Here is a 14,600-nt window from a genome sequence, read left to right as displayed (position 1 = left end):
GCTACCGGGCACGCGCCAGCGCGGCATTGACGCGCACGGGCGGCGTGTCGTGCGAAAACGGCGGCTGCACGAAGAATGTATCCACCACGCCCGGTTCGAAGAACAGGCAGTACGTCGACCCGCCGTACTGGAAGAAGCCCAGCTCCTCGCCCTTGCAGACATGCTGGCCGGGCGTGACGTCGATCATGCACGACGACACCTCGGCCATGCCGATGAAGACGCAGCCCACGGTGCCGATCGCCGGGTCGTCGCAGGCGATGGTGATGATCGCGCGCGCGGCCACGGCGGCGCTGTAGCCTTGCGAATCGTTCAGCCCTTCCGGGTCGGTGCCTTCCGATTCCACACACGAGTAGTACGTACCCTCCACGTGATAGGTGTCGACGATGGTGCCGGAAACGGGCGCATGCCAGCGGTGGTAGTTGTAGGCGCTCAGGAACGCCTGGTACACGCTGCCGCCGGCAAACCGCTCTGCCAGATGCGCCTTGCTGGATCCGAAGATGTCACGCAATGAATACGGCTGTGACTTGATCCAGAAGGCGTCTTCATAGCGTGCGTCGTGGCTGATGTTGTAGGGTGCGGCCTCGCACGCGCTGACGATGATCTTGTTGTCGTCTTCGCCTGAGACCGGCCGCATGCCGGCACGAAAGCGGCGCGTGAAGAAGTCGTTCCACGAGGTAAAGCCCGAATACGGCAGCGACGGATCGCACAGAAACTGATCCATGCCGACGCGGCGCGTCGCTTCGGCGCTGAACCAGCCGTCCGGCTCGTTCGTGTTCAGGTAGGCCCGCGAATGCGGGCCGCTGAGAAAGGCGCTCCAGCCATTGAGCACCGCCTTCAATGCATCGTTGATGCGCCGATCACGGAACAGCGCGTAGCCGGAAGGCATGCACATCGGCCAGTCGAGCAGCGCGTTGAGCGGACAGATCACCAGCGTCTTCTCGCTGAAGCGCGGTGCGCACGTGACGATGTGGTCGATGGCGAGCAGCAGTTCCGTGCTGTCCTTGTAGCCGAGTTCGTATCCCTGGTCCCGCGCTTCGTCGATGGCGCGTGCGAGGTGCATGCGCAATACGGGCTCGCTATCGATCAGGTTGGCGAGCGCGCGCACAGCCGCCACCAGGGGCGTCTTCGAAGGGCGTGACAGCGCTTGCGCGACCAGCTCGGTGCGAAATGCGGCCAACTGCGCTTCGCCTTCGGGCAGCCAGTTGCCCAGCCGGCGGCGCCGGTCCAACGGAACATTCGATGCAGCTTTCAACAAGACCTCCTTCCTCCTTAAACGCGCCGCTGCCCGGCAACCAGAGGCGGAGCGCGCCGCTGCCGCAGGCAACGCACCAGCTCCTCCGCATACGGCAGCAGCTCCAGCACCACGAAAACCAGCAAGACGGTCGCGACATAGCCCCACGGCAGCGGCGGATCTTTCCAGCGCAGCGAAAAATCGGGCGACGCAGACCCCATACCGAACAGGCCGAGCACCTCGTCCCAGTGCAGCAGCGCGACAACGGACAACGCCATCAGCGGGATCATCTCCAGGAAGCTGTGCACGTGCTGCTCGAATGGCTTCACGGTGCGATGGGCCACGGCATAGCTGACGTCCCACATGGCGGTCGCCTGATGCACGACATAGGCGACCGCCATCGCCACGAGCACCAGCGCGTTGATCCGCAGGAACAACGCTGCCAGCACCGGCACGCCCATTTCGGCAAGCATCAGCAGGTGCAGCATCGACTCCTTGGCGCCGGAGGTTCTTTCAATGCGCGTGGCGCGATGGCAGCACCAGTCGGCCACCCCGGCCGCCACCCATAGCGGAATCAGGAAGTACATCAGGTACGACTCAAATGGCTCTTGCATGGGCCGGCTCCAGCGAAGATTGCGCGACATGTCTGGCAGGCCGACTGCCCACGCAACCGGCGTTCCAGCGGCAGTGGCACGAGTGGTGGCATCGACGTTGCTGCAGCTTGCGCAGCCGGATCTGCCCATGAAAAAGCCGCCCGCCGCCCCTCCACCAGAAGAAGACGACACCGACCCGACCCAGCAGCCGGCGTCGCTCGACGCGTGCCGGCGGTGCCACCTCTGGCGCCACGCCACGCAGGCCGTACCGGGTGAAGGCAAGCGACGGGCGCGCATCATGCTCGTCGGCGAGCAGCCGGGCGACGGCGAAGACCTGGCGGGCAAACCGTTTGTGGGCCCCGCCGGCAAGCTGCTCGACCGCGCACTGGAAGACGCCGGCATCCCGCGCGACGACGTCTTCATCACCAACGCGGTCAAGCACTTCAAATGGGAGTTGCGCGGCAAGCGGCGCCTGCACAAGACGCCGGGCCAGCGGGAGGTGCAGGCCTGCATGTATTGGCTCGAGCGCGAACTGCAGCAGGAAGCGCCGGCGGTGGTCGTCGCGCTGGGTGCGACTGCGTTGAAGGCGCTGCTCGACGATGCACATGCGCGCCTGCAAGACCACTTCAACAAGCCCGTCCGCCATGACGGCCGTATGGTACTCGCGACATGGCATCCGTCTTACGCACTTCGCGCCCCGGACCCCGCCGCACGGGAACACGCCTATCTCGACATCGTGACTGCACTCAAACACGCACGGCGGCTTGCCGCGGGCAAATAGCAGCACGGGCGCGTGAGTTGCGTCGGTGGAACCGACATTGACACTTCACGAGAGGACGATGATGAACCGCACTACCTATCCGGCACGTGCGCTGTGCGCGGCGGCAGCCATGTTCGTGTCACTCGCCAGCGGCGCGGTGTTCGCGCAGGCCACGGGCGGCCAATCCGGCAGCAGCGACAACGCACCCGCAGCCCGCGCAGACAGCACCACCGCCACCGGCACCACGAGCCGGACCGACAGCGCCACGGGCCGCGATGCCACGCGCAACCGCACGCGCAACGACAGCGCCAACCCTTCCGGCGAATACGTACCGCGCACGGGTTCCACGTCGCATCAGGACAGGAATGGCAACGTGGTCAAGGACCAATCCACGGGCGGCAGCCCGCAGGGGCGCGAGCGTCCGCCGGCCAGCCCGCCCAACATTCCGGCAACGCACCCTTGACCGTCGGCGGGCAGGCACTCAGGGCTGGCCGCTGCCGCCGGAGGCGCCGTAGACCTGACCCGTCACATAGCTGGACTCGCTGCTGGCCAGCTGCACATAGACGGTGGCGATTTCCGCCGGCTGGCCCGGGCGGCCCATGGGCGTTTTCGCACCGAACTCCTTGAGGTTGGCTTCCGTCTGTCCGCCGCTCACTTGCAGGGGCGTCCAGAACGGGCCTGGCGCCACGGCGTTCACGCGAATGCCGCGTTTGGCCATCTGCTTGGCCAGCCCCTTTGTAAAGTTGGCGATCGCGGCCTTCGTGCACGCATAGTCCAGCAGGTTTTCCGAAGGATCGTATGCGTTGACCGACGCCGTATTGATGATGGCCGCGCCGGCCGGCATGTGCGGGATAGCCGCTTTGGTGATCCAGAAGAGCGCGTAGACGTTCGTCTTGAGCGTCCAGTCGAATGCATCCGTCGTGATGTCGAGGATGGAATCGTGGCTCTGCTGCCGCCCCGCGTTGTTGACGAGGATGTCCAAGCCGCCCAGTGCGCTGACCGCCTTGTCGACCAGCGATTTGCAAAACGCTTCGTCGCGGATGTCGCCCGGCAGCGCCACGGCCTTGCGCCCCGCCGCGCGAATCAGCTCCACCACTTCGCGTGCGTCTTCCTCTTCCTGCGGCAGATAGTTGATGGCGACGTCCGCCCCCTCGCGCGCAAAAGCGATGGCCGCCGCGCGGCCGATGCCCGAATCGCCGCCCGTGATGAGCGCCCGTCGCCCCGTAAGGCGCCCGCTGCCCCGGTAGCTGCGTTCTCCGTGATCGGGCCGCGGCGTCATGCGCGCAGCCAGGCCTGGCCACGGCTGCGACTGCACCGGAAACGGGGGATGGGGGTACAGCGGGCGCGGGTCCTGCACGCCGCTCTTGGCGGGGGCGCTGCCGGCTGCGGCGCCGGGCTGCGATTGGGATTGCGCCAGTGCCGGCGTTGTCACCGCCGCTGCCAGTGCTGCGGTCGCGCCTTGCATGACCTTGCGGCGCGCCTTGAAGAAATCGTCGTCTGCCACGAGCGGCTCCTTGATCGGGGAGCAGGCCGAACACCGGCCCGCCTGAACGCTGCATCAAGCAAGGGCGATTCCCGTTCGCGAAGGGTTTGAGAGCGGCACGATTTCTGCGCCCGCCTCCTCACACACCCGCCCGACAGGAGGACACGTGAACAACGAAAACCCCATTCCCGGCACACCGCCCGCACCGGCCGCGCCCGGCGACGAAGCAGCACCAGGCGCGCCCGGCAGCGGCGAAGCGGTCTGCCCAGAGTGCAACGGAACGGGCCAGCGCGACGACGGCAGCCCGTGCCCGTCGTGCGAGGGCAGCGGCAAGATCATTCAGGGGATTGGCGGAGGCTGACGACTGAGCGGAACGCAAGCAGTGTCGGATAACGCAGCATCAGAATGACGCCCGACCCGCGCGGGCTTTGCCGTATTCGCGGTCGGGCGTCCAGTCGGTCACGCTGTATCAGCGATGTTCCATGTCTTCATGGACTTCATGTGCGCGCTCGCGTGCCTCGTGTTCGCGGTGTCGCAGGGCTTCGCGGTCACGCTTGATACCACGGTGCTCGGCACGGAGTTCACGGTGCTCCTCGCGGCGCTCCATGTGTCGCTCGCGTTCCATGCGTTCCGCACGTTCGTGGTCGTGATCGCGGTCGTGATCTTCGGGATGCGGCGGCGGCATGGGCTGCGCAAGGGCAACGGTACCGGTCAGCGCAAACAGCGCCGCAAGCAGGGTGTGTTTCTTCTTCATGGGGTGGCTCCTCTTGAGTTGTCATGCAGGCCTACCCGCTGACGCGGATGCGTCGAATCTGCGGATGGGCATCTGCAATTCAGCAAGAAGCCGTCCCCTGGGCGCGCGCAGGCGCGCATACGCCGCGCCTGCGCCACGGGCAGTGTGTTTCTGTTTGTATCGACCGCGCTGACGTCACGCGGACGCCCGGACTCACGCCCAGGCAGCGACCGCGTGCACTGCGATGAGGAAGGATCGTCTAGTGGGACACGGCCACCGCGCGGCGGCCGCCGTTGCGAACGTGTCCGGATGCCTTGAGCAGAACGTAACCCTGGAGGGTCACCCGGGCATAGCAGTGATCCGGGCCGCGGCGCTCCAGCGTCACGAGCTGTCGTTCGATGAGCGCTTCGACATCGGCGCGGTCGAGGTCGTCGGATTCGGCACCGTCGTTGACGAGAAGCAGGACGGCAAATTCATGGGGACTCAGCACAGTCGGCTCCAGCTTGTCTTGTGGGCCACGGCACGCAATCCGTGACGGTGGGTGGGCTTGGTTTTTACTGACACCATGAGCACTGCAAGAGCCGCCGAGAACACCGGGAGAGAGCAACTGGGCTTGCAGGAGAAGCCAGCATAGGCACCCGCGCGGCGGCATTCAAGAGGGCAATGGAGCGTTTCTTCCGTCGTCATCGCGCGCCCCACCGCCGAGGCCCCCGCGCCAACCGTTTGCCGTGCGGTGCAGCGCACGGGCGGCAACGATTGCGCATTGCAGAAAAGTCCGCCCTCGTCCGTTTGCGCTAAGTCAATTGCGCAAAAGAAGGCGCCCCGGGGACTCACGTCACCGGGGCGCCTAGCACCGTGCTGGAAGCCAACGTTACGCGTCGTTAGCGACGATGTTGCCGCGGCGGCCGAAGCCGTGCAGCGGGTCGATGCGCTCGACGCGTTGCAGTCGCGCGTACGGGTCCTCCACTTGTGCATGCGCACCAAATGCATGCAACGTGCGGTGGTGTTCCGTCGCGCGGTCCGCTGCCTGCACTGCAGCACGGCCATGCACGACGGCCGTCACGCTGCCGTAGTGGCGGGCCATGCCAGGGCGCATCGCATACGTCTGCGCAGCCGATTCGTGCGGGGTCGGCTCGACCCAGTCGCTGCGGCCCAGACGGCCGCGGTAGCCGAAGCGATGGAAGCCCGCTGCATCGGCCGTGATCGCATCCACGGCCTTCGCGATGTCACGCGGCGGCTGGGCAGGTGCGTCCGAACCTGCCAGCGACGGCTCTTCGCGATCGAGGTTCTCGAGCACGATCGCCTCGCCGACAGGACGGGAGCCGAGCACCGGCTCTTCTGGGTCGTATTCCGGGCTGCGGGTGAACGGCGTGGGCGGCGTGGCGGTACCGGCAGGTGCCGGGCGGCCCGCCCATTCCTGCCACGAGCGCACGTGCGTGATGTCGCCATCATCGTCGTGGTCGACCACCAGCAAGCGCGTGTTGCGCGGACGTTGCCACGCAGGCTGCCGCGCATGCGGCGTCCCACGCGAGGCGCGCGCCGAGGCACCACCGGAGACTGGCCGTGCTACCGGCGCACGCGCGATCTTGCGGCGGACCGCACGGTCCATGCGCGACAGGATCATCCACACCACGAGCACGCCGCCCATGCCCGCGATGATGTTGCCGTACATGCGCAGTTGCTCGAACGGCAGGCCGCTGGGGCCCACGCTGCTGATGGAGTAGCCCACATACAGACCCAGCAAGCCCCAGATCGAGATCACGAGCACTGGCCGGAAGATGCGGAACCACAGTACGTGGTGCAAGGTACCGACGACACCCTTGTCCGAGAACGACTGTCGGATCGAGTTTCGCGAAACATCAATGACGAGCATGGTCATGGCGAATTCCCCTGTTGTTGTTGGATGCCCCGGTCAGGGCTGGTCCAGCGGGCACGGGCACGCGTACGCTGGAAGGCGACGGCCGGAAAGCCGACCACCGTGGTGACGAGGTTCAGGATCCAGAACGCAACCGGATACCAGACCGTGTCGATGAAGTAGCGCAGGATGTTGTCGTCGTAGCGGCGGTCGATGAAGCAGCCGATCAGCAACTGCAGCACGCACGTGATGAACAGCAGCGTGCCGTGCCACCGTGGCAGCGCTTCCATGCGCCACTCGGGGGGCAAGTCGACGAAGAAGCTGACCATCGACCACGTGATGACGATGAGCATGTTGTACGCCCACACGACCGAGAGGGCGTACTCGAAGAAGATCGGCCACATCATCGACTGCCGCAGGCTCGCCATCGCCGGCGCGTATTTGATCAGCGCCTGGATGCCGCCCTTGGCCCAGCGCAGGCGCTGCTTGTACAGGCCGCGGAAGGTCTCGGGCATCAGGATCCACGACAGCGCGCGCGGCTCGTAGCGGATCATCCAGCCGCCCACCTGCAGCTTCCAGCTGATGTCGATGTCCTCGGTGAGCATGTCGTTGCTCCAGTAACCGACATCCTCGATGGCGTGCTTGCGGAACATCACGACCACGCCCGACACCGTCAGCAGGCGCCCGTAAATCTGTTGCGTCCGCTTGATGAGCCCCACGATCGACGAGAACTCGCCCACCTGCATGCGCCCCAGCAACGTCGATCGCGTGCGGATGCGCGGGTTGCCGGTCACCGCACCGATGGTCGGGTTTTCCATCAGGTGGCGGATCATCCAGGCAATCGCATCCACGTCGAGAATCGAATCGCCGTCGATGCACATCAGGTACTCGGCATCGGTCACCTGTGCAGCGGTGGTGAGGCCGATCGCCTTGCCCTGGTTGGACGACTGGTGAATCACCACCAACTGTGGATACTCCGCAGCCAGTTCGTTCAGCCGCTCGCCCGTGCGGTCGGAGCTGCCGTCATTCACGGCGATGATGTCGTAGTTCGGATACCGCATGCGCGCGAGGTGGCTGATCACCTCCCGCACGTTCGCCTCTTCGTTGTAGCAAGGGACGATGATCGACACCTTGGGGTAGCTCTTCACCCCCAGCAGTGCCAGCGGGTGCCGCACGTGCTCCGTTCCCCGTTCGAGCAGGAAGTAGTGCAGCAGCCCGCCGATCATCCAGAAATACGACATGAAAAACGGGTAGTAGAAGACGAAGTCGGAGATCCAGCGCTTGGCCAGAAGGAAGTCCACTTCCATGTCAGCCTCCCGCCTTGGTGTTGGACGACGTTGCGGCTTCGGTGGTCGCGGGTTTCCTGTCCACGCCGGCATTCGGCGGCGCGCTCTGCGGCAGCGACGAGCTGTTGAGCTTTTCAACGCTGCCCTTGTCGCCGCCCACCGGCTTGCGTGTCTCGATATAGGTCTTGAGCGACATCACCTCGCGCAGCACCTCGGTATCGGGCCGACCGGCAATGAAGTCATCGGGGTAGTAGCCGTAGTTGAGCGCACCGGCCGAGCGCAGCGCGCGCATCTGATCACGCAGTTCGGTCGACGGGATCGGCTTGTCCTGGTTGCGCCAGTCCACTGCCTGCAGCTCGAAGATCGTCTTCTTCAGGCCGTCCTTGTGCTTGGCCACGGCGGCCGTCAGCTTCTTCATCCAGTCCTTCGGATCCTTGGCTTCTTCCATGTACGGCATGGCTTCGAGCGCCACGTAGTCGTACGCCTCCAGGAAGTCGTCATAGTTCTGCGCCGTCCACGTTTCAGCCTTCGGATCGAGCACCGGGCCCGCAAAGATGTTGCGCGCGGTCAGCATGTCGCGGCCGTTCTGATAGCCCTGCGCCACCGAGATCAGCTCTTTCGAGAACGAGATCAGCGCAGCCGTCTTGGCCCGCGACCACTTCTGCATCAACTCGGGCGACTGGCGAATCTGGTTGATGTCACCGGGCAGGCCCATGGCCTCGTAGGCCTTGAGCGCAGCGGGGCTGGCATCTTCGTAGTCGTCGAGCACGCCGTCGTCGTGGAACAGGATGCCGTCGATGGTCGCGTTCTTTGCCAGGTCTTCATAGATGTCGCGAATCATCTGGCGCGCCTGCGGATCGAACGGCGACAGCCGCGGCGGCTTGACCGTGCCCGGCTTCTGCGGCGCACCGGCCACCGACTGCACCAGGTGCGTGGCCGCCGGATTGTTGGCCGGCAGTTTGTACGACAGCATCGGCAGCCAGGCGTACACCTCCACCTTCGCCCGCGTCTTCAACTGCCACGACACGCGCGAGAACAGGTCCGCCCGCATCGGCATGTGGCGGTTCGGGAAGTACACCGCGTCCACGGCGCCGTTGCCCTTCGGGTCTGCAAAGGCCTGCAGGTAGACCACGCGCGGTGCGAGGTCCTTGATGCGGTCGATCAACTTGCCGAGGTTGGCCTCCTGCTGCTTCGGGTCCGGGTCGTAGATGTAATCCATGTCGACATGCACCACGCGCTGCACGGGGTTGATCATGCCGTGGTGCGTCACGGGCTCGCGCAGCGAGCGCTCGAGGTCGCCCGTGTTTGTGTCGTAGCCCATCAGGCTGCGGCGGATGGCAGTGAGCGGCACATCCGGCGTGTTCGGACCCGGCTCGAGCGTGAGCATGTACTTCAGGCCCACGTTGGCGGCCTCCTGGTCAGCCATCAGGTTGTGGGCGCCATACGGCCACACCACCGTCTGCACCTTGGTGCCGAGATTTTTCTGGATGATGTCGACGCTGCGCTGCAGGTCGGCCCGCACGCGCTTGCGATACTCGTCGTCGGTCTCGTAGCGGCCGAGCTTGGGCAGATACTCATGCGTGGTCGCAGTCGGCATCTCGTTGCCCTGGGGGTTGCCGAGGGCACCGTGGTGCATGTCGTGCGTGTGCGTGGCGAACTCGACCAGGCCCGAAGCCTGCATCTCGCGGATCTGGTTCCAGTTCATGAAGAAATCGCGGTCGACGATCTGCGTGTTCGACAGCTTGATCTTTGCCCCCGGCGGCGCGTTGGTCCATTCCGTCACTAGGCCGAACACGGCCGGGAAGCGGAACTGCTTGAGCAGCGGGAAAACCTTCGTGTAATGGCTCTCGTAGCCATCGTCGAACGTCAGCAGGATCGGACGCTTGGGCAGCGGCTTGCCGCCACGGCGCGCCTCGTCGATCTGCGCGAGCGTGACGGGGTGATAGCCGTTGGCCTGGATCCAGCTGAACATGTTCGTCAGCATCTTGGTGTCGACGGCAAACCCGTCGGGCAGCGTCTCGAAGCTGGCGCGCAGGTTGTCGCGGATGTCGTGAAAGCACAGCACGCGGAAGGTCTTGCCGTCGTCCGGATCGGGCTTGGGCAGGAAGTCCACCTGGACGGCGCCGGCAGGGCGAACGGCAGCCACGATGGCCAGCGCAAAGGTCAATGCCATCCAGGCGATGAATCGTCGCAATGACGGTTGTCGGAGAGCTTGCATGGGCATCACAGCGGAATGTTGAGGTTCAGGTACAGGAACTTGCGGTTCTCGGGCTGGCCGTCGTAACGATGGCGGCCAAAGCCGATGCCATAGGAAACCTGCGTCTTGCGATTGATCTGCCAGACATGTTCGAGCCGCGCTTCCATCATCGGGCTGTTGCCGAACGACTGCTGGTTGTACACGCCGCCGGTCAGGTACAGGCGCTGGGTGAACGACTTGTCGGCGTAGCGCCATGGCGTCCATGACCAGATGGCGGTGGCCGTGCCGCTGTAGTCGCGTGACGGGCTGAAGTAGTTCAGGCCCGTCATGGTGTTGTTGCTGGTATCGGCGCCGAGCAGCACGCCGACCGTGTGGCGCGGCGAGGTGAACACCTGCTGGTAGAAGTTTGCGGCCCAGCGCTGGCGGAGGTTGTCGTCGGAGTAGCGCGACACACCGTACGTCAGGGATGCGTAACGCGTTTCATCCCACGTGTAGCGCACGTTGCCGCTCAAGGTCTTGCCGGTCACACCCACCTGGTACGCCTTGTAGGGCACCTCCAGGTCATCGGTGGTGACCAGGCCCGACACCTTCCAGTGGTCGCTCGGGATCCACGTTGCATCCAGGGTGCCGCCGGTCTTGCCGGCCGCCCCAACAGACTGGTGCACCTCGCCGTTCACTTCCACGCCGGTGTCGAACCACTGCAGGCCTGCGCCGTTGCGCACGCGGCTTTGCGTGGCGCCGTCAAACTGCGCGCGGCCGGCAAAGTTGTGGAAGAACAGGCGATAGTGATCGGCAAACGGCCCGCTGTAGGCCTTGGTGCTGACGCCGAATTCGTTATTGGCGAACACCGAATTGCCCTTGTCCGCCGTGGATTCGATGATGAGCTGCGGGCTCTGGTAGACATCCAGGTCCTTGCGCAGCGCACGCACCGAGCCGTTCTCGGGAAAGCGCTCATCCAGCCCGTTGGCGACATCCTTGGCGGTCTTCAGATCGTCCACCGCCAACGATGCGCGGCCATAGCCGGCCACCACGCTCAAGTCATCCGGGTGTTCGGCCAGTGCGGTCTTGTACATCTCGCGCGAGCGATACGGCTCGGTCTGCACCATCGCACCGTCGGCACGTGCGCTGACGAGCGATGCGGCAAACGGTGCTTCGTGGCGCCATTTGTCCAGCTCGGCAATGCCCTGGTGCGTGCGGCCCGTCAGGATCAGGTACTGCGCTTCCAGGCGCTTGATGCGCGAGTAATCGGGATTGGGCGTGCCGGCTTCCGGCGCCAGGCGCACGTATTCCGGGTTGTCGGCCTTCATCTTGTCGAGCAGCGCGCGGGCGTCTTCAAAGCGGCCCGTATCGAGCATGGCGTAGAAGAGGCCTTCCTGGACGTCTCCCGTTTCGATCTCGCCCGGGCTCGCATCCTTGAGCGCTTGCGCATACGCCGCTGCGGCCTTGTCCGGCGTGTCGAGATATGCATACGCGTCGCCCGCAGCAACGCGTGTGTACGCGGGCACCTTGCCGGTCTGCGACATGGCTTCGTAGCGCTTGACGGCATCCTTCATGCGCCCGCGTGAGGACAGTGCCACCACTTCATCCGCCACGATTTCCTGGCGGAACTCCGCGTTCTCGGGCGTATCGGGCACCTTCTTGAGCAGCGCCTCGATCTCGGCCACTGCCTGATCGATGATGACGAAACGTTCCGGCCCGTTGATGACCTTCAACTGCTGACGCCCCCAGCGGATGCGCTGTGCAGCGGCGGCATGGTCCACATGCCATGACTCGGCTTCCTTGAACCAGTCGGGGTGCTGGCGCAGGTGCTCTTGCGCCAGCGTGGCCGCGCCCTCGCGCGATTCGCGCATGACTTCATCGTGGAAGGCCTGGCGGTCGGTCGGCATCGGGCCGACGGGCGCGTTGTCGGGGGCGTTGCCGGCGGCGTGCGTGGCCGCGGCATTGGCCGCTTCCGGCGACACCTGCAGCGGTTCCAGCGCGCCCGGGCCTTGTGCACGCGGGCCTGAAGGCGCGACCGGGGCCGGTGCAGCTGCATCGGGCGAAGGCGTGCCCGGGGGCAGGATCACCGTGGGCGACTGCGGTGCGGGCGGAGGCGCCGAGGGCGCTGCCTCAACAGCCGGCGTCGGCGCCGCGGTGGCGGGCGAAGTGGCTGCCGGGGATGCCGTCACGGGCGAATCGGCGGGCGGCACGGCCTGTTGCGCCACCAGCAGCGTGCCGGCCGGCGACGCCGGCAGATCGTCACCGCCGCCGATGACGGTGGTGGAGGCAAACGTGGTCGGGCCCTTGGCCGCCGCGTCGCCCAACTGGGTGTCGATCAGGCGCCGCGTGGCGGCGTTCGAAGCATCGTCGATCGCGGCGTGCGCGATCATCGGCGCCGTGCCGACCACCATAACGGTGGCGGCAGCAATTGCGCAGCGGCGTGGATGCCATGCCGCAGCCGCGCCGCTGCGTGCGGCCGGCAGGCTCGAGGAAATTGGCTCGTGGGTTGTCATTGTTGTCGTGTCAAGTGAGCGGGGCGTGCGGGCGCACGTCATCCGCATTGCATGAAGAGCTGCCTGGGCCGAGTCAGCCGAGGCGAGCCGTCCCGTTGGCGGTGCGCACCGGGGCGCGCATCGGCTTGGCGGGCGTCACGCTGGTCACGCCCCCGAAGGCGCGCGTCATGGCGGCCCAGCGAGACTCAGCGCCCAGTTCAGCGGCCGATGCGGACACCGATGCGGTGGTCCGGCCGACCGCCCCCGTCTGGGGGGAGGAAGACGCCATGACCGCGTCCCGGGGCCGTGCGCCGGCCTGGAGCGGAGTCGGTGTGCGTGCTGCGGTATGCACGAACACGTCGGCGTCTTGCGCATCGCCAGACACCTGGACCGATGTCTGCGCAGATGCAGCGCTGGTGGTGGCGGCAGCCCCGCCCTGCAACTCCAGCGGAATGCCCAGGCGCATGGCGGCATACACCGCTTCGCTCTTGTTGCGCACGTTCAGGCGTCGATACAGCGTGCAGGCGTGCGTCTTGACGGTGGCTTCCGAAATGCCCAGCAGGCGGCCAACGCCCTTGACCGAGTGGCCGCGCGACAGGAGCACCAGCACTTCGTACTGGCGCAGCGAAACATTGAGCCGCTGCGCCGCCTCCGATGCATCCAGCGAGAGCATCGGCAGCGCCGCACTCGCGGCACGCGGCATCAGCGCCGGATAGGACTGGCCACCCGCCAGCACGAGCCGCAACGTGGCGAGCAAGACTTCGGGCGATTGCGATTTGGCGCAATAGGCGTCCACACCGCACGTCATGGCGACGTGCGCTTCTTCAGCAGACAGGCTGGCGGCCAGCAGCACCACATGGCTGGCCTCGCTCGCGTCGATGGCTTCGCGCAATTGGGCGGCGAACTGGCCCGGGTCGAACGGCCCATTGGCCTCGTCCAGACCGATGACGAGCAGGTCGGCGCGTTCATCGCAAGCAGGCAATTCACCGGGGACGCCGGCAGGCAATGCCGGGGCGACGACCTCCAGACCAAGGGTCGGATGCGCGAGCAACTGCGCAAGTCCGGCTCGCAGCAACGGATGATTCTCCAGCAGGACTGCTTTCATGGTTTCCTCGTTTTCTTGTGAAGCGATTCCGGTCAGGCGCGCGCAGGCCAGCCGCTGCGGGCGAGCACGCACATGACCGTCGAAACCCCGGGACCGTCCGAGAGAAGCGCCCTGCCACCGGCGATGTGCCGGCTGTGGAGAAGCGAAGTGCGAATGCCGTGGGGACCGTGTGATCGTGGGGACCAATCCGGTTCCGGATTCGCTTATTTGGAAAAACGTGTTCTGCATGTGGCGGAACTGCCTTGCACATACAGAGTGACCGCACCACATAGAGCAAGCATTGGGCCACCTCCGTGCAGCGCAACATCTGCTTACACTTGCGGCACAAATGGCGGTGCGGGAAACAGGGGGGAAAGCCGCTGTGGCAAAGGATCATCGGGCAGCTGCATCGATTGGTGCAGCGCCGCAAATTGATTCATTTCTGTAACGGTTCAGTTACGAATTCGCGGGGTGTGACGACTGATGCCGTCATGCCGTCGGCTGTCCACTGAACGTTTTTACAACCTGTTTTAAAACTTACCGAGCGAGCGCGGCGGGCGCCACATATCGAGCGACGCCGCCGGCGGGAGATGACCGATGCGCCGCCTTCAGGGCTTATGGCGCATGGCAAAGAGGAACAGGCTGTCGATGGCGCCCACCATGAAGATGAGGCCGGCAGCCGTATGCAGCATCCAGGCGCCGTCGGCAAACGGCAGCTGGATCGAAGTGTGCGGAATCGCCGCCACCACGGCCGCAGCCACCGACATGCGCAGCACCGGCACCCACCATGTGCGCTTGGCGGGCGGATCGTCGCGATGGCGCGGCGCGGGGTCGGGCGTCGAACAAGGCATGCGGCAGGGACGAGAAGTGATGGCCATGCTGCATTGTTGAACACAACCGATCGAAG

14 protein-coding genes are annotated in these 14,600 nt (G+C 65.6%); 3 read left to right on the top strand and 11 right to left on the bottom strand.

The window, feature by feature from the left end:
* Window position 1 precedes the first annotated feature (1 nt).
* Both ABIC76_RS05795 and ABIC76_RS05790 read right to left on the bottom strand, forming a co-directional pair.
* Complete coding sequence (locus ABIC76_RS05795; protein WP_354533274.1) at window positions 2–1,252, bottom strand: phosphatidylserine decarboxylase family protein; 1,251 nt, start codon at window positions 1,250–1,252, stop codon at window positions 2–4.
* Between the two features lie 17 nt (window positions 1,253–1,269).
* Window positions 1,270–1,845, bottom strand: a complete 576-nt coding sequence (locus ABIC76_RS05790) for a diguanylate cyclase (protein WP_354533272.1) — start codon at window positions 1,843–1,845, stop codon at window positions 1,270–1,272.
* Between the two features lie 127 nt (window positions 1,846–1,972).
* Here ABIC76_RS05790 and ABIC76_RS05785 point away from each other — a divergent pair, with 127 nt between their 5' ends.
* Together ABIC76_RS05785 and ABIC76_RS05780 are read left to right on the top strand one after the other, a co-directional pair.
* The gene (locus tag ABIC76_RS05785; protein ID WP_354533271.1) at window positions 1,973–2,605 is read left to right on the top strand and encodes a UdgX family uracil-DNA binding protein; all 633 of its coding nucleotides are present in this window, start codon (window positions 1,973–1,975) and stop codon (window positions 2,603–2,605) included.
* Between the two features lie 58 nt (window positions 2,606–2,663).
* Window positions 2,664–3,047: a hypothetical protein gene (locus ABIC76_RS05780; RefSeq protein WP_354533269.1), complete on the top strand. Its 384-nt coding sequence runs from the start codon at window positions 2,664–2,666 to the stop codon at window positions 3,045–3,047.
* Between the two features lie 18 nt (window positions 3,048–3,065).
* Here ABIC76_RS05780 and ABIC76_RS05775 read toward each other — a convergent pair whose 3' ends face one another.
* On the bottom strand, window positions 3,066–4,049 hold the full coding sequence (locus tag ABIC76_RS05775; protein WP_502947848.1) for an SDR family oxidoreductase: 984 nt from the start codon (window positions 4,047–4,049) through the stop codon (window positions 3,066–3,068).
* Between the two features lie 184 nt (window positions 4,050–4,233).
* Here ABIC76_RS05775 and ABIC76_RS05770 point away from each other — a divergent pair, with 184 nt between their 5' ends.
* Window positions 4,234–4,428 carry a hypothetical protein gene (locus ABIC76_RS05770; protein WP_027679796.1) on the top strand — a complete coding sequence of 65 codons (195 nt, stop codon included), beginning with the start codon at window positions 4,234–4,236 and terminating at the stop codon, window positions 4,426–4,428.
* Between the two features lie 108 nt (window positions 4,429–4,536).
* Here the strand turns inward: ABIC76_RS05770 and ABIC76_RS05765 are convergent, their stop codons facing one another.
* From ABIC76_RS05765 to ABIC76_RS05730, 8 genes are all read right to left on the bottom strand, one after another.
* Window positions 4,537–4,821 carry a hypothetical protein gene (locus ABIC76_RS05765; protein WP_354533267.1) on the bottom strand — a complete coding sequence of 95 codons (285 nt, stop codon included), beginning with the start codon at window positions 4,819–4,821 and terminating at the stop codon, window positions 4,537–4,539.
* 238 nt (window positions 4,822–5,059) lie between these two features.
* The gene (locus ABIC76_RS05760) at window positions 5,060–5,290 is read right to left on the bottom strand and encodes a hypothetical protein (RefSeq protein WP_027679794.1); all 231 of its coding nucleotides are present in this window, start codon (window positions 5,288–5,290) and stop codon (window positions 5,060–5,062) included.
* A 381-nt stretch (window positions 5,291–5,671) separates the two neighbouring features.
* Complete coding sequence (locus tag ABIC76_RS05755; protein ID WP_102065505.1) at window positions 5,672–6,679, bottom strand: PgaD family protein; 1,008 nt, start codon at window positions 6,677–6,679, stop codon at window positions 5,672–5,674.
* Complete coding sequence (gene pgaC / locus ABIC76_RS05750; protein WP_037026670.1) at window positions 6,676–7,962, bottom strand: poly-beta-1,6-N-acetyl-D-glucosamine synthase; 1,287 nt, start codon at window positions 7,960–7,962, stop codon at window positions 6,676–6,678. The genes ABIC76_RS05755 and pgaC overlap by 4 nt, the downstream gene beginning before the upstream one ends.
* Window position 7,963: 1 nt before the next feature.
* Window positions 7,964–10,114 (bottom strand): poly-beta-1,6-N-acetyl-D-glucosamine N-deacetylase PgaB, encoded by a 2,151-nt coding sequence (gene pgaB, locus ABIC76_RS05745; protein ID WP_354533556.1) that lies wholly within the window; start codon window positions 10,112–10,114, stop codon window positions 7,964–7,966.
* A 50-nt stretch (window positions 10,115–10,164) separates the two neighbouring features.
* Entirely contained in the window at window positions 10,165–12,630 is a 2,466-nt protein-coding gene (pgaA, locus tag ABIC76_RS05740; protein WP_354533266.1) for a poly-beta-1,6 N-acetyl-D-glucosamine export porin PgaA, read from the bottom strand.
* Window positions 12,631–12,703: 73 nt separating this feature from the next.
* Window positions 12,704–13,714, bottom strand: coding sequence for a LuxR C-terminal-related transcriptional regulator (locus tag ABIC76_RS05735; RefSeq protein WP_102065507.1), 1,011 nt, complete (start codon window positions 13,712–13,714; stop codon window positions 12,704–12,706).
* Window positions 13,715–14,301: 587 nt separating this feature from the next.
* Entirely contained in the window at window positions 14,302–14,571 is a 270-nt protein-coding gene (locus ABIC76_RS05730) for a hypothetical protein (protein WP_316882683.1), read from the bottom strand.
* Window positions 14,572–14,600: the final 29 nt, after the last annotated feature.

This window comes from Ralstonia sp. 1138 (assembly GCF_040544795.1).
Taxonomy (GTDB): Bacteria; Pseudomonadota; Gammaproteobacteria; order Burkholderiales; family Burkholderiaceae; genus Ralstonia; species Ralstonia flatus.
This window is presented reverse-complemented; position numbering and strand designations above follow the sequence as displayed.

Bases quoted from the DNA above. Each gene is read 5' to 3' on its own strand.
- ABIC76_RS05730 (WP_316882683.1), bottom strand. From the start codon at position 14,571: ATGGCCATCACTTCTCGTCCCTGCCGCATGCCTTGTTCGACGCCCGAC.
- ABIC76_RS05735 (WP_102065507.1), bottom strand. From the start codon at position 13,714: ATGAAAGCAGTCCTGCTGGAGAATCATCCGTTGCTGCGAGCCGGACTT.
- ABIC76_RS05775 (WP_502947848.1), bottom strand. From the start codon at position 4,049: ATGCAAGGCGCGACCGCAGCACTGGCAGCGGCGGTGACAACGCCGGCA.
- pgaA (WP_354533266.1), bottom strand. From the start codon at position 12,630: ATGACAACCCACGAGCCAATTTCCTCGAGCCTGCCGGCCGCACGCAGC.
- pgaB (WP_354533556.1), bottom strand. From the start codon at position 10,114: ATGGCATTGACCTTTGCGCTGGCCATCGTGGCTGCCGTTCGCCCTGCC.
- ABIC76_RS05755 (WP_102065505.1), bottom strand. From the start codon at position 6,679: ATGACCATGCTCGTCATTGATGTTTCGCGAAACTCGATCCGACAGTCG.
- ABIC76_RS05790 (WP_354533272.1), bottom strand. From the start codon at position 1,845: ATGCAAGAGCCATTTGAGTCGTACCTGATGTACTTCCTGATTCCGCTA.
- ABIC76_RS05780 (WP_354533269.1), top strand. From the start codon at position 2,664: ATGATGAACCGCACTACCTATCCGGCACGTGCGCTGTGCGCGGCGGCA.
- ABIC76_RS05785 (WP_354533271.1), top strand. From the start codon at position 1,973: ATGAAAAAGCCGCCCGCCGCCCCTCCACCAGAAGAAGACGACACCGAC.
- pgaC (WP_037026670.1), bottom strand. From the start codon at position 7,962: ATGGAAGTGGACTTCCTTCTGGCCAAGCGCTGGATCTCCGACTTCGTC.
- ABIC76_RS05765 (WP_354533267.1), bottom strand. From the start codon at position 4,821: ATGAAGAAGAAACACACCCTGCTTGCGGCGCTGTTTGCGCTGACCGGT.